General features: G+C 64.5%; 15 protein-coding genes. 9 read left to right on the plus strand and 6 right to left on the minus strand.

Going from position 1 to position 14,146, the window contains the following annotated elements; all coding sequences use genetic code 11:
• Positions 1 to 190: 190 nt before the first annotated feature.
• The 6 genes from FJ548_RS27565 to flhA form a co-directional block, all read right to left on the minus strand.
• Positions 191 to 712 carry a hypothetical protein gene (locus tag FJ548_RS27565; RefSeq protein ID WP_140607239.1) on the minus strand — a complete coding sequence of 174 codons (522 nt, stop codon included), beginning with the start codon at positions 710 to 712 and terminating at the stop codon, positions 191 to 193.
• A gap of 29 nt (positions 713 to 741) precedes the next feature.
• On the minus strand, positions 742 to 1,167 hold the full coding sequence (locus FJ548_RS27570) for a hypothetical protein (RefSeq protein ID WP_140779542.1): 426 nt from the start codon (positions 1,165 to 1,167) through the stop codon (positions 742 to 744).
• Positions 1,168 to 1,179: 12 nt separating this feature from the next.
• Positions 1,180 to 1,719, minus strand: a complete 540-nt coding sequence (locus tag FJ548_RS27575) for a rod-binding protein (protein WP_140690630.1) — start codon at positions 1,717 to 1,719, stop codon at positions 1,180 to 1,182.
• Between the two features lie 111 nt (positions 1,720 to 1,830).
• On the minus strand, positions 1,831 to 2,223 hold the full coding sequence (locus FJ548_RS27580; protein ID WP_140779543.1) for a hypothetical protein: 393 nt from the start codon (positions 2,221 to 2,223) through the stop codon (positions 1,831 to 1,833).
• Between the two features lies 1 nt (position 2,224).
• Positions 2,225 to 2,977: a flagellar biosynthetic protein FliR gene (gene fliR, locus FJ548_RS27585; RefSeq protein WP_140779544.1), complete on the minus strand. Its 753-nt coding sequence runs from the start codon at positions 2,975 to 2,977 to the stop codon at positions 2,225 to 2,227.
• Positions 2,974 to 5,061 (minus strand): flagellar biosynthesis protein FlhA, encoded by a 2,088-nt coding sequence (gene flhA, locus FJ548_RS27590; RefSeq protein ID WP_140779545.1) that lies wholly within the window; start codon positions 5,059 to 5,061, stop codon positions 2,974 to 2,976. Before flhA ends, fliR begins: the two co-directional genes overlap by 4 nt.
• Before the next feature lie 116 nt (positions 5,062 to 5,177).
• On the opposite strand from flhA, the gene FJ548_RS27595 reads away from it, so the two are divergent.
• The 9 genes from FJ548_RS27595 to FJ548_RS27635 all read left to right on the plus strand — a co-directional run bounded on the left by FJ548_RS27595 (position 5,178) and on the right by FJ548_RS27635 (position 14,073).
• On the plus strand, positions 5,178 to 5,477 hold the full coding sequence (locus FJ548_RS27595; RefSeq protein WP_140779546.1) for a putative quinol monooxygenase: 300 nt from the start codon (positions 5,178 to 5,180) through the stop codon (positions 5,475 to 5,477).
• A gap of 190 nt (positions 5,478 to 5,667) precedes the next feature.
• Positions 5,668 to 7,449, plus strand: a complete 1,782-nt coding sequence (locus FJ548_RS27600) for a chloride channel protein (protein ID WP_140607233.1) — start codon at positions 5,668 to 5,670, stop codon at positions 7,447 to 7,449.
• 166 nt (positions 7,450 to 7,615) lie between these two features.
• Positions 7,616 to 8,275 (plus strand): XRE family transcriptional regulator, encoded by a 660-nt coding sequence (locus FJ548_RS27605; protein WP_140779547.1) that lies wholly within the window; start codon positions 7,616 to 7,618, stop codon positions 8,273 to 8,275.
• 39 nt (positions 8,276 to 8,314) lie between these two features.
• Positions 8,315 to 9,391, plus strand: a complete 1,077-nt coding sequence (locus FJ548_RS27610) for a PotD/PotF family extracellular solute-binding protein (protein ID WP_140779548.1) — start codon at positions 8,315 to 8,317, stop codon at positions 9,389 to 9,391.
• Between the two features lie 22 nt (positions 9,392 to 9,413).
• The gene (locus tag FJ548_RS27615) at positions 9,414 to 10,283 is read left to right on the plus strand and encodes an ABC transporter permease (protein WP_140779549.1); all 870 of its coding nucleotides are present in this window, start codon (positions 9,414 to 9,416) and stop codon (positions 10,281 to 10,283) included.
• Positions 10,283 to 11,080 carry an ABC transporter permease gene (locus tag FJ548_RS27620; protein ID WP_140779550.1) on the plus strand — a complete coding sequence of 266 codons (798 nt, stop codon included), beginning with the start codon at positions 10,283 to 10,285 and terminating at the stop codon, positions 11,078 to 11,080. The genes FJ548_RS27615 and FJ548_RS27620 overlap by 1 nt, the downstream gene beginning before the upstream one ends.
• Positions 11,077 to 12,192 carry an ABC transporter ATP-binding protein gene (locus tag FJ548_RS27625; protein ID WP_140779551.1) on the plus strand — a complete coding sequence of 372 codons (1,116 nt, stop codon included), beginning with the start codon at positions 11,077 to 11,079 and terminating at the stop codon, positions 12,190 to 12,192. Before FJ548_RS27620 ends, FJ548_RS27625 begins: the two co-directional genes overlap by 4 nt.
• 25 nt (positions 12,193 to 12,217) lie before the next feature.
• On the plus strand, positions 12,218 to 13,603 hold the full coding sequence (locus FJ548_RS27630; RefSeq protein ID WP_140779552.1) for an FAD-binding oxidoreductase: 1,386 nt from the start codon (positions 12,218 to 12,220) through the stop codon (positions 13,601 to 13,603).
• A 101-nt stretch (positions 13,604 to 13,704) separates the two neighbouring features.
• Positions 13,705 to 14,073 carry a cupin domain-containing protein gene (locus FJ548_RS27635; RefSeq protein WP_140779553.1) on the plus strand — a complete coding sequence of 123 codons (369 nt, stop codon included), beginning with the start codon at positions 13,705 to 13,707 and terminating at the stop codon, positions 14,071 to 14,073.
• The last annotated feature ends 73 nt before the right edge of the window (positions 14,074 to 14,146 follow it).

Genomic DNA, 14,146 nt, shown 5'->3' on the forward strand with positions numbered 1-14,146 from the left:
GTCTGGTTGCACCTGTCGCGCAACGGCGCTTCGGTCCGGCCGAAGCCCATGCCGCATCTGTGGCGATCACAATCGCTGCCGCATATAGCTTTGGATTGACGTTTACGTCAACGCGAATTGCAGCGGCTGGTTCCTATCGCCGCACCGGCGAACAGCCGGGACCATCGGTGCGTGGCCGTGCCGGGTGGCGTCAATGCGCGCTGACCGGCTTGGCCGTCTCGGGTGCGGTTGTGCCGGATTCCTGCCGGCGGCGCAGCCAGTTGTCGCGGATCTCGTCCTTGCTCAGGAAATTGACCTGGTCGACCAGAACCTCATGCACGAGGTCCGCGCCGACACGGGTATTGACAGTGTCGCGGATGGCGGCGCGAAAGGCATCGAGGTCGATCGTCGCCCTCTTGGTGAAGTCGATCTGGGGATTGGCGTAGAGGTAGGTGTAGACCTGGTCGGTGATCAATGCCTCGGCCGGGACCGAGAGCTTTTTTATCTGCTCGGGCTCGACGGTGTAGACGAGCTTGGCCAGGAAGTAGCCGTCGATCCTGGAATCGCGGATCAGCGGCACCGAAATGATGTCGGTCTTGACGTAGTCCAGCCCGCCCAGCATCGGCTTGGGTTTCTCGCCGACGCCGCGTTCGCCGGCGGCCTGGAACGAATAAAATACCGCGCCCAGCGTGGCGGCGCACACCCAGACCGCGATGGCGATGACCTTGATCATTCGGAGACCGAGCCCGACATTGTCGCGCTCTAACCTTTCAGCCTGCCGAACTCGCCGGCGGAATAGGTACCGTCGGTTTCGGCGCGCTGGATAGCGCTGCGCAGCAGGCTGGCGACTTCGTTGACGGCGCTCAGATGCGCCAGGATCGCCGCCTCGTTGCGGGCCAGCTTCTGCCGCAGCCGGGTCAGGCCCTCGCGGTGCTGTTCGAGGAATTCGGCTTCGCTGCCGCCCTTCATGGCGCGCGTCAATTCGTAGAGATAGCGGCTCTTGCGGGCATTCGAGGCCTTGAGGTCATAGCTGGTGTCGCTGCGGATGCCGACGGTCTCTTCCTCGACCACCTCCTCGATGCGGCCGATGATGGCGGCAAGATTTCCGGGGCGCGCGAACGGAATCGACGCTTCCGACGCAGTCGCGCGCGCTGGCAGATTGGCGGTGAATTCGGATGAGTCGGCCATGGTGTTTCCAGTCTAGATCTTGATGTCTGTTTTTATGGTTGTCTCGTCGCCGGTCATCGACCTGGCGGCCTTGCGCTGCAATTCCTGGACGAGCGAGGTGGACAGACGGGTTTGCCGATCGATCTCGGTCTTTTCCGGTCCATTTGAAACCGGGCCGATCGGCACCTTGCGCTTGCCGTCGAGATAGTGGTCGGCGAGCAGCGACTTGGCGATGCCGATGCCGCCGCGATCGGCCATGATGTCGGCGACGCGCTCGGCAAGCTGTGATTTCCACATGTCGCCGGCGAGACCCGTGCCATACACGCCCTCGGTGTCCTTGGGTAGCATGTTCTGGATGAAGGTCTGCAGCACCATGGCCTCGAACTTCTTGAACTTCTTGGCCGGATCGGTCCCGGCGGCGTGTTCGGCGGAGGCGCGCGACAGGATCGAGCCGGCGTCGACCGATGCGGCGGCGTCGACCGAGAACGTGCCTGCGGCACCGCCGGCACGCTTGGTCAGCGCGGCACGGGCAGCCTCGATGTCCGCCGGCTCCGCGGCTCGGGCGACATCCATAACGATGTCGCTGGGTGGAGAAATCGCCAAGAAAGTCCGCCTTTTGCCGGTTTTCCTTTAGCCAGACCATGCCTCAACAAGCTTGTGGCAGGCTTGCGGGCCATGCCCGGCCTATTCGTCGGCTTCATGGCCCCGCTTCTGCGCGATCAGATCGAGGCGTTCGCGGTCGGAACGTTCGCGCTCGTCGCGGTTGCGCACGTCCTTGTAGGCGCGTTCGACCATGTTGGTGCGGGCGGTTGCCGCGGCGATGAGGCCGGCTTCCTGCCTGGCGCCCTCCAGGCTCTTCTCTTGGCGCGCCACCGCCTGGGCGATGCGGCGATGATAGAGATCGGGGAACAGGCCGGAAAGCGAATTGTCCTGGTCGAAGTGTCCGATCAATTCCCTGGCCTCTGCCTCGGCGGCGTTGGCGGCGGCCAGGAAGGTGGCGCGACGGGTTTCATGGAGCGCCTTCAGCTGTTCCTGCACCTTGACCAGTTTCTTGAGGCGATCCTTGCGCGTGCTCATGTCACCTCGCCAGCGTCAGGTCGACGAAGCCATTGACGAACAGCGACAGCATGGTGCCGACGGCGAAATAGAAGATGATCATCCCGCCGGCGATGACGAAGGGCTGTGAGATGAAATAGATCGGGATCTGCGGGGTCAGCTTGTTGACGAAGCCGATCGTCAGATTGACCAGAATGGCATAGGCGACAAACGGGCTGCCGAGGCGGATGACCAGGAAGAAGGTGTCCGAAACCGTGTCGGTGATATCGACGAGGGCCGCCTGCGGATTGAAGAAGACGTTGATCGGCGCGACCGTGTAGGAGGCCACCAGCGCACGCACGATCTCATGATCGAAATCGAAGACGAACAGCATCAAGAGCGCCGAGAACGAGATGATGGCGGCAAGGGCGGCCTGCGGTTCCGGCTCCTCGATCGCCGGTCCGCCCGAGCCGCCATAGCCGATCAGCATGGCGATGGCCGAACCCATGAAGCGCAGCGCTTCCATGTAGAGCCTGGTCATGGCGCCGATCAGACCGCCGACCAGGAGTTCCGAAATGATCATCGGCACCAGGATCTGCGGGCGCGGATCGACAAAGGGAAAGATGCGGTCCCACAGGAAGGCGAGCAGGCCGCCGGTCGCGGCCACCGCCACGAACAGCCTGACCTGCATCGGGACGCGCGCGCTGGACAGGCCCGGCATCAGCATGAAGCAGGCGCCGATGCGGCAGAAGGCGAGGAATGCCGCGATGACGACCGCTTGCGAGAGAACGCTCACGATATGGTTCCGAGCACCCTGATCTCGACGCCCTTGGCGATTTCGACGTGGGAGAGCACCGGCAGCGTGGTGAACAGGCGCTCGATGATCATGCGCACATAGGGGCGGGCGTCCGGCGCGGTGACCAAGACGAAACGTTCGCCGGCTTCCAGGTGCTTCTTGATCGCCTTGGTGGCGTCCTGGCCGAATTCTTCCAGCTGGCGCGGATCGATGTCGAATTCGCGCACCTCGCCCTTGGCGTCGCGCTTGAGGCTCTGGTGGAAAGCAAGGTCCCAGCGGTTGCCGAGGCGCAGCACCTTGAGCACGCCGCCCTCGGACAGGTCGCCGCAGATCTGCTGGGCCATGCGGATGCGGACATGCTCGACGATCTGCTCGGTGCGGCGCACATGCGGTGCGATCTCGGCGATCGCCTCGATGATCAGGTGCAGGTTGCGGATCGAGACGCGCTCGGCCAGAAGCAGCTTCAGCACCGCCTGCAGGCCCGGGTAGGAGATGTGCGTGGTGCAGATCTCGTCGGCGAGCTTGCGGTATTCCTGGTCCTGGCGTTCGAGCAGCGCCTTCATGTCCTTGTAGGATAGAAGCTGCGGCAGGTTGTTGCGGATGACTTCCGAGAGATGGGTGAGCAGCACCGACATGTTGTCGGCGAAGGTGAAGCTCTCGCGCTTCAAATCCTCGGCGAAGGTTTCCATGACCGAATAGGCGCGCATGCCGAAGGCTGGCTCGCGGATCTCTTCGCCCGGGATTTCGGGCAGGTCGCGGTTGCCGAGCAGCACCATGATCTCACCGACGCGCATCGAATATTCGGCGACCACCGTGCCGTGCACCTTGATCTGGTAGCTCTTCGGCGGGATGGCGAAATCGTCGGCAACGCGCACTTCCGGCACGACGAAACCGTATTGCTGGGCGAATTTCTTGCGCATCTTGGCCATGCGGAAGACCAGTTCCTGATGCGAGACCAGCAGCCGGGTCGAAAGCTGCTTGCCGATCAGCAACTCGATCTCGGCGGTGGCGAGCGAGGCCTTGACCGAGTTCTTCTCTTCCTCGGCCTTGGTCGCCTTCTCCTGGCTCTTCAGCGCCTCGGCTTCGGCGACGGCGCGGTCGTGGCGCATCGGGATGACGTAGCCGAGGCCAGCCATGCCGCCGGCGAGCGCGAAGAAGGGGAACAATGGCAGGCCAGGCATGAGGCCGAGCAGCACCAGTAGCGCCGCCGCCACATAGAGGGCGCGTGGATGGGCGCCGAGCTGGCCAAACACCGCCTGATTGGTGGAGCCGCGGGTGCCGCCCTTGGAGACCAGCAGGCCGGCGGCGAGCGACACGATCAGCGCCGGGATCTGGGTGACCAGACCGTCGCCGACGGACAGCTTGATGAACACGTCGGCGGCTTCGCCCATGCCCATGCCGTGCCTGATATAGCCGATGGCGATGCCGCCGACGATGTTGATGGCGGTGATGATGAGGCCGGCGATGGCGTCGCCGCGGACGAATTTCGAAGCGCCGTCCATCGAGCCGAAGAAAGACGATTCCTCCTCCAGTTCGCGGCGGCGCAGCTGCGCCGTCTTTTCGTCGATCATGCCGGCGGAGAGATCGGCGTCGATCGACATCTGCTTGCCGGGGATGGCATCGAGGGTGAAGCGGGCGCCGACTTCGGCGATACGGGTGGCGCCCTTGGTAATGACGATGAAGTTCACCACGATCAGGATCATGAAGACGATCAGGCCGATGACGAAGTCGCTGGCCATGACCAGCTTTGAGAAGCCGGCGATGACATAGCCGGCGGCGTGCGTGCCCTCATTGCCATGCGACAGGATCATACGCGTGGTGGCGATGTTGAGCGATAGCCGCAGCATGGTGGCGATGAGCAGCACGGTCGGGAACGACGAGAAATCGAGGGGCCGCTGGATCCACAGCGCCACCATCAGGATCAGCACCGAAAGCGCGATCGAGAAGGCGAGGCCGATGTCGATGAGGAAGGCGGGGATCGGCAGGAACAGAACCGCCAGGATGACGACGATGCCGAGCGCGAAGAAGATGTCGCGGCCGTTCTTGGCCACCGCGCCGGGCTGGATGCTTTCGCTGATCGCCATTCTCGTCCTCGAACCATGGGCTGCCAAGCATGCGACAGCCCGGCGAGGGTAGCTGGCCAAGCTTGCGCGAGGGTGGGAAAGTGGCCGAACCGGATGCAACGCAAGAAGGAAGACCCATGCTCCTGATCATCGGTACGATCCGTTTGCCTCCCAATATGTTCGAGGAGGCAAGGCCCGCGATCGAGCGCATGATCTCGGGCAGCCGTGGCGAGGACGGCTGCCTTGAATATTCCTATGCGCGGGATGTGCTTGACGCGGGGCTGATCCGGGTCACCGAGGTATGGCGCGACAAGGCGGCACTCGATGCGCATTTCCGCTCGCCGCACATCGCCGAGTGGCGTTCAAGCTGGCCGGCACTCAGCATTGGTGAGCGTAACCTCGTGCTCTATGAGGCCGGCGAGCCTATGCCGACCTGATCGAATAACAATCAGGATACCGACTGACGGCGGAACCGGTGGCTTCACGACCAAGGGGCGGGAAAGACCGAAATCAGCCGGTCTCTCGGCCATAATGGCGCCTTTGATGTCGGCATTGTGGTTGTCTTGCCGAGCCGCCCGGCGTATCAGGCGGGTCTTCCATTGCCTTTCATTTCGGCGAGCCGCCCCGGTGCTTTCCAGAACCCACAGCGAAGTCTACGCCCGCCGGATGCGCGCGGTGCTCCTGAGGTCAATTCCTCTGCTCGAGGCGCGCGGCATCGCCGTGGTCATCCTGGCTGGCGTTGTCGGCGTCATGGCGGGCATTCTGGTCACCGCGATGAGCCAGATCGTGCAGGACCTGCACGGCTTGCTGTTCGGCGTTCAACCTGGCGGCCGGCTTTCCGGCATGTTCTCGCTCGCCAATCCGATGCAGGCGCTGGTCCCGGCAATAGGCGGTATCCTGCTCGGTCTGAGCGTGATCTGGCTGAGAAAGCGCAAGTTCCGCACACCCGTCGATCCGATCGAAGCCAATGCGCTCTATGGCGGGCGCATGTCGCTCACCGATACTTTCGTCATCGTCTGCCAGACGATGATCTCGAGCGGCTTTGGCGCCTCGGTCGGGCTGGAAGCCGGCTATACACAGGTCGGCTCCGGCCTGGCATCGCGGCTGGCGCGTATCTTCAGGCTGCGCCGCAACGATGTCCGCATCCTGGTCGGCTGCGGCGCGGCCGGGGCCATCGCCGCCGCCTTCGACGCGCCGCTGACTGGCGCGTTCTATGGCTTCGAACTGGTCATCGGCATCTATTCGGTCGCCAACGTCGCGCCTGTCATGACCGCCGCTATCTCGGCCTCGCTGACAGCGGAAGTGTTCGGCGGCGTGCCGTTCCCGCTGGAGCTCGCCGGCCTGCCGGCACTGACGCCCAGCCAATATGTGCCGTTCCTGCTGCTCGGCCTGCTCGGCGGTGCCGCTTCGATCGCCATCATGCAGTTGGTGACGCTGATCGAACGCGGCTTTGCCAAACTGTCGATCGATGCCTCGGTGCGGCCCGTCATCGGCGGTGTCATTGTCGGCCTGCTGGGCCTGGTTACGCCGCAGGTCCTGTCCAGCGGCCATGGCGCGCTGCATCGCGAATTCGCCATGAACTACGGGCTGGCGGCGGTGGCCAGCGTCTTCGTGCTGAAGCTGGCAGCGTCGGCCATTTCCCTAGGCTCCGGCTTTCGTGGCGGCCTGTTCTTCGCCTCGCTGTTCCTCGGCGCGCTGCTCGGCAAGGCGTTCGCCGGCGTGATGGCGCTCGTCTCACCGGCGACCGGCATCGACCCTGCCGTCGCCGCCGTCGTCGGCATGACCTCGCTTGCCGTCGGTGTTGTCGGCGGCCCGCTGACGATGACCTTCCTGGCGCTGGAATCGACCCGCGACCTGACGCTCACCGGCGTGGTGCTGGCGGCCTCGATCATGGCGGCGATCCTGGTGCGCGAAACCTTCGGCTATTCGTTCTCGACATGGCGCTTCCATCTGCGCGGCGAGACCATCCGCAGCGCCCACGACGTCGGCTGGATGCGCAGCCTCACCGTCGGCTCGATGATGCGCGAAGACATCAAGACCATCGATGCCTCGACGAAGCTTGCCGCCTTCCGCAAGGAAATCCCGCTCGGCTCTGCCCAGCGCGTTATCGCCGTCGACCCGGGTGATGAGTATGTCGGCGTGCTGATCGTGGCCGAACTGCACAGCGACCCCTCCGATGACGATGTGCCGGTGCGCGATCTGGCCCAGTACAAGGATGCCGTTCTGGTGCCAAGCATGAACGTGCAGGCCGCCGCCGAGACGTTCCAGCGCGCCGGCGCCGAAGAACTGGCCGTGGTCGAGGACTTCACCGATCACATCGTGCTCGGCCTGCTGACCGAGGGCCATTTGATGCGGCGCTATGCCGAGGAGCTCGAAAAGGCGCGCCGGGACCTTTCCGGCGAAGGGTAGGGGATTCTCCTGCCCGTCCTCGTGTCGTCCGGCAGACACATCCTGCTCCGGCGCAAATATTTGGCTGCAAGCCTGGCCCGAAGAGTGCCGCGGTCCTGGCCTCATGCGCGGCTTGCCAGCTGTACAGTGGTACTGTACATTTCGTTAAGTGAGGTGAGGAGACGGCATGGGCAGGGCTTCCGGCCAGGCTTCAGTGAAGACGCTCGACGCATTGGCCGCGACCCATGCCCATCAGGTGCTGGGCATGCGGCTCAAGGGCCTTCGCCTCGCCCGCAGGCTGTCATTGCGCGACCTCGCGGAGGCGACCGGGACCAGCGCCAGCTTCATCAGCCAGCTCGAACGCGGCCTGACCGGCGCCAGCACCGCTTCGCTCAACCAGATGGCTTCGGCGCTTGGCGTCAGCGTCGCGATGCTGTTCGAGGAAAGTGCCGCGCGGAACCACGGCGTGCTTCGGCGCAGCGAGCGGCCGAGCCTGCCGCCCAGCGACGGCTGCCGCAAGATGCTGCTCTCGCGCCCGCCGCTGAGCGACATGGAGGTCTATGTCGGCGAATTCGACATAGGCGGCTCGACCGGGCACGACCAATACACGCATGGCGACGCGCATGAAATGCTCGTCGTGCTGCGCGGCATCGTCGAGGTCTCGCTCGGCGAGGCGCGCCATGTCCTGGAAGAGGGCGACAGCATCGAATACACGACATCGACGCCGCATCGCAGCGAGAACATCGGCGGTGGCCGAGCCGAAGTGATGTGGATTATCGCGCCGCCGACCTCTGCGCGCGCCGAACTCGATCAATACACGGCCTGGAAACCGCTCGCGGCCAGGTAGTCCGATCAAAACGCGGGCATGAATGGGAGAGTTAGTGTCATGTTGAAATCGAGATATGCAAGGCTTGGCGCCGCTCTGGCGCTCGGTGTCCTGACAGGCGCGGCCTTTGCGCAGGACAAGCCGGTGGCAGGCGAGGTGAAGGAGGGGTCGCTCAAGGGCAAGACCCTGACATTCGTCTCCTACGGCGGCATCTACCAGGACGGCCAGGCGGCGGCGCTGAAGGAGTTCGTCGACAAGTCCGGGGTCAAGCTGCTCAATGACGGGCCGACAGAGATCGCCAAGCTGCAGGCGCAGGTCGAGTCCGGCAATGTCACATGGGATGTCGTCGACACCGACGACCTGCCGCCTTACGTCTATTGCGGCAAGCTGTTCCAGAAGCTGGATCTGACGAAGCTCGACGTCTCGAAGATTCCGGCAGGCCAGGTCGGCGAATGCTCGGTGCCGGCGATGAACTACGGCGTCGTGCTGATGTACAACAAGGAAAAGTACAAGGATAACCCGCCCAAGAGCTGGGCGGACTTCTTCGATACCCAGAAATTCCCGGGCGTGCGCGGGATCGACGGCTCCGGCAGCCCGACCGGCGGCTTGCTGGAACAGGCGTTCAAGGTTGCCGGCGGCGACCCGAAGGCCATGACCGTGGCTGATATCGACAAGGCCATCGACGTGGTCCGCAAGCTCGGCCCCGATACCATTTTCTGGAAGACGGGGGCTGAATCGCAGCAGCTGGCGGAGTCCGGCGAGGCCGACATGCTGATGATGTGGACCGGCCGCGCCATGACCGCCGTCAAGAACGGCGCCAAATATGCGCCGGCCTGGCAGGACTGGCTGGTGGTGATGGACCAGATGACGATCCCGGTCGGCGTCAAGGATACGGACGCATCCTACGCGCTGCTCAATGCCTATCTCGGCAAGCATGCCCAGGAGGTCCTGACCGAGCAGACTTCCTATACGCCGATCAACAGCGACGCGCAGCCCAAGGTCGACGCTTCCGTCGCCGCCTTCCTGACCAACACGCCCGAGCGCCAGAAGCAGGGCTACAAGCAGAACTTCAAGTTCTGGGTCCCGAACTTCGCGGTGGCGCAGGAGAAGTGGTCCGCGCTGATGGCCGGCAACTGACCGGCTGAGAGAGGCAAATCCCGTGAGCGCGCTCGAACCGACGACGCCTTCCGCCCCGAACCGGGCGGGCTGGGCATGGAGGCCGTACGCGCTCACGCTGCCGGCGCTGCTCCTGCTGGTGGCCGTGATCGGCTACCCGCTGCTCACCATCGTGCTGCGCAGCCTGTCGGAGCCGCAATGGGGCGTGCAGAACTACATCTGGTTCTTCGGCGCGCCCGTCAATCTGACGGTGCTGCAGCGCACCTTTGTCATCTCGGCCTGGGTCACGGTGGTCTGTGTGGCCTGTGCTTATCCCTATGCCTATCTGATGACCGCCGTCGGGCCGCGCGTGCGGCTTATCCTGGTGCTGTGCGTGCTGATCCCGTTCTGGGTGAGCGGCGTGGTGCGCACGCTCTCCTGGGTGATTCTGCTGCAGGATTCGGGCGTCATCAATTCGTTGCTGAGGTCGGCCGGTTTTGACGGCATCCGACTGATCCGCACGCAGACCGGCGTCGTGATCGGTATGGCGCAGGTGCTTTTGCCCTTCATGATCCTGCCGCTCTATTCGGTGATGAAAGGCATCGACCTCAGGCTGATGCGGGCGGCGCAGAGTCTTGGCGCGCGACCTTCCCGCGCCTTCTTCACCGTCTATCTGCCGTTGTCGCTGCCGGGCGTCTATGCCGGGGCGATCATCGTCTTCATCCTGGCGCTGGGCTTCTATATCACGCCGGCGCTGCTCGGCGGGCCGCGCTCGACCATGCTGTCGACGCTGGTCCAGACCCAGGTGCTCAGCCTGCTGCAATGGGGCCGGGGCGGCGCCATGGGCGTGGTGCTTCTGGTCACCACTTTCGTGCTTCTGGCGCTGGCGGCACCGGTGATGCGCTCGCGCTATCGGGAAGCGGAGCGACGCTGATGGAAATGAAGCCGCTCACCCGTGTGATCCTCGGCCTCGTCTGCCTGCTGGTGGCGATCTGGCTGGTGGCGCCGACGCTGGTCGTCGTGCCGATGTCGTTCAACGGGAACAAGTCGCTTGCTTTCCCGCCGCAGGGTTTCTCCTGGCAGTGGTACCAGAATTTCCTCACCAATCCGGACTGGTCCTCCAGCTTCCTGAATTCGCTGAAGGTTGCCTCGATCGTGGCGGTGCTGGCTACGGTGCTCGGCACGCTTGCCGCCTTCGGCCTGGATCGTATGAAGGCGCGGCCCGCCAATCTCCTGCGGATGCTGATGCTGACCCCGATGGTGGTGCCGGGCGTCGTCCTGGCCATTAGCATCTATGCCGTCTATCTCGATGCGCAGCTGGTCGGGACGCTGGCGGGGTTCGTGCTCGCCCATACCATCCTTGCGCTTCCCTTCGTGCTGATCGCGGTCTCTGCCAGTCTCGAAGTGTTCGACAGGCGCCTGGAAACGGCCGCCGCAAGCCTTGGCGCCGGCGCGCTCACCACGTTCCGCACGGTGACGATGCCGCTGATCCTGCCCGGCATGCTGTCCGGACTGCTTTTCGCCTTCGCCACGTCCTTCGACGAGATCGTCGTATCGCTGTTCATCACCAACCCCTATCTGAAGACCTTGCCCGTGCAGATATTCTCCTCCATCACCCGCGATGCCGACCCGACGGTCGCCGCCGTCGGCACCATCCTGCTGTGCGCCACCACGATCCTGATCGGTGGCGGCATGCTTCTTCTTGGCCGTGAGCCGAAGGGACGCCAATGAAGCCGGAACGGCAGAACAAGGGTGCGGCGATCGATCTGGAGTCGATCAGCAAGGCCTATGGCGGCTTCAAGGCGCTGGACGGCATTTCGCTCAGGATCGAGCCCGGCGAGTTCATGACGCTGCTCGGCCCGAGCGGTTCGGGCAAGACCACGACGCTCAATGTGGTCGCCGGCTTTACGGATGTGACCAGCGGCAAGCTGATGGTCGGGGGAAAAAGCGTGGTCGGCGTGCCGGCGCACAAGCGCAATATCGGCGTCGTCTTCCAGCATTATGCGCTGTTCCCGCATATGAGCGTCGGCCGCAATGTCGCCTATCCGTTGACCCTGCGCGGCGTCGATCAGGCGCAGCGCAAGGCGCGCGTGGCAAGGGCGCTCGACTTGGTCAAGATGGGCGATTTCGCGCATCGCTATCCCAGCGAACTGTCGGGTGGCCAGCAGCAGCGCGTGGCGCTGGCACGCGCCATCGTCTTCGACCCGCCGCTGTTGCTGATGGACGAGCCGCTCGGCGCGCTCGACAAGAAGCTGCGCGAATGGCTCCAGCTCGAGATCAAGCGCATCCACCGCGAGCTCGGCACCACTTTCGTCTATGTGACGCATGATCAGGAAGAGGCGCTGGTCCTGTCCGACCGCATCGCCGTGTTCAATCGGGGACGGATCGAGCAGGTCGGTACCGGGCGCGAGCTCTACGATGAACCGAAGACGCTGTTCGTCGGCCGCTTCATCGGCGACTCCACCGTGCTGCGCGGAGAGGCGCGAAGCGACGGCGCCAGCACGGCTCTGCGCATCGCCGGCGAGACGGTGACGGCGCCACGGCGGATTGCCGGGGAGGCCAGCCCGGTCATGCTGCTGCGCCCCGAAAAGCTCGCCATCCGCCGGCCTGGCCAGAGCGCGGCGGGCACTACCAACCGGCTGCCGGGGACGATCGCGGAAGCCATCTATCTCGGCTCGGGATCGAAATACGAAGTCAGGCTCGCCGACGGCTCCACGGCGATCGTGCGCTCGCCGCTGACCGGCGAGAGCTTTGGCCTCGGCGAGACGGTGGAGCTCTGCTTCAACGGTGCCGACGCCAAGCTTCTGGTCGACGACAGCACGGCCGACACAACGCTGACCTGATCCCAATCAACCCGAAAGTCATCCCATGCAAGCCAAGCGCAACGGCGACATATCGTTCTGGTATGCGGATCTGGGCGGGGTTCCCGCGCCCCGGCCACCCTTGCCCGGCGACATCGAGGCGGATGTCGCGATCGTCGGCGCCGGCTATACCGGGCTGTGGACCGCCTATTATCTGAAGAAGGCCAAGCCCTCGCTGCGCGTCGCGCTGATCGAGCGCGAGTTTGCCGGTTTCGGCGCATCGGGCCGCAATGGCGGCTGGCTGTCGGGCGGCTTCGGCTGGTCGCGCGAGAAATATCTGAAGACCTCGACCCGGCAAGGCGTCACCGCCATGCAGAAGGCGATGGCCGGCTGCGTCGACGAGGTGATCCGGGTGGCGACGGAAGAGGGCATCGAAGCCGATATCCGCCGCGTCGACAATCTGACGGTCGCCACCAATCCGGCGCAGCTGGAACGCGTGCGTGAGGAATGCGAGACGATCCGCTCATGGGACGCAGACCCTAAACGCATCGAGCTGCTCGACGCAGCGGCGACGCGGGCGCGCATCAACGTGCGCAATGTCATGGGCGGCTTCGTCATCCATGGCCAGGCGCGCGTGCAGCCGGCCAAGCTGGTGCGCGGGCTTGCCGCCGCCGTCGAGCGGCTGGGCGTGCCGATCTACGAACAGACAACGGTGACCGCCATCACCAAGGGCAGCGTGATGACCGACCGCGGCACAGTGCGCGCGGAAACCATCATCCGGGCGACGGAGGGGTTCACGGCCGGCATTCCCGGCGAGGAGCGGACCTGGCTGGCGCTCAACAGCGCGCAGATCGTGACCGAGCCGCTGTCCGAGGAGCTTTGGCGCCAGATCGGCTGGGAAGGCCACGAGCTTCTCGGCAATGCCGCCCACGCTTATTGCTACGCTCAGCGCACGCGCGAGGGCCGCATCACCATGGGCGGGCGCGGCGTGCCCTATCGCTACGGCTCGCGCACCGACGTCAAGGGGCAGACGCAGCAGGCCACGATCGATCAGCTGCACCAGATCCTGACGACGCTCCTGCCGCAGACTGGGGGCTGCCGCATCGAGCACGCCTGGTGCGGTGTGCTCGGCGTGCCGCGCGACTGGTGCACGACCGTCGGCCTCGATCCCGCGACCCGCATCGGCTGGGCCGGTGGCTATGTCGGGCTTGGCGTGTCGAGCTCCAATCTTTCGGGGCGCACGCTTGCCGACCTGATCCTCGGCCAAGACACGGAGCTGACGCGCCTGCCCTGGGTCAACCGCACCGTGCGGCGCTGGGAGCCGGAGCCATTCCGCTGGCTTGGCGTGCATTCGATGTACCAGCTTTATCATCTCGCCGATCGCCGCGAAGCTGCCGGCCTGGCACACACTTCCAGGCTTGCCGCCCTGGCCGACAGCATCACAGGCCATTAGGGCGGTTCAACCTTGGTTGGAATCGTTGACCCACTCCAAGTCTTTGTTATTTCGCAATTCCGGGCGGAAAACGTTGTACTTTTCCCGGAATGCTCTGATCCATGGAGTCCGACTTGATCGATCTTTCGACCTTCCACGACCTTGCCAAGGCTGACATCGGCGCGTTCTCCCCAAAGCCCACGTCCATCGAGGGCAATCAGATCGAGGCGGCGCGCTCGCTCTTCCAGTCCCCGGACGGGACCATCGATGTCGGCATCTGGGAGTGCACGCCCGGCCGCTTCACCGCCGATCGGTCGGGTTCGTCGGAAATATGCCACATCATTTCAGGGCGGGTGGAGGTGAGCCGCGCCGACGGTGAGACACGCGAGCTGGGGCCGGGCGACCTTCTCGTGCTGCCGCGGGGATGGAAGGGCGAATGGCGGATCCGGGAGACCACGCGCAAGCTCTACATGATCCAGTCGGCCGGCTAGAGCAGAATCTGATCACTCTGGCTCGTAACCTGCGGCGCTGAAGTAGTTTGTGCATTGCTCGGCGGTGAAGCGT

Origin of the sequence: Mesorhizobium sp. B2-4-17 (assembly GCF_006441275.1) — a bacterium.
In the GTDB taxonomy this organism is placed as follows: Bacteria; Pseudomonadota; Alphaproteobacteria; order Rhizobiales; family Rhizobiaceae; genus Mesorhizobium.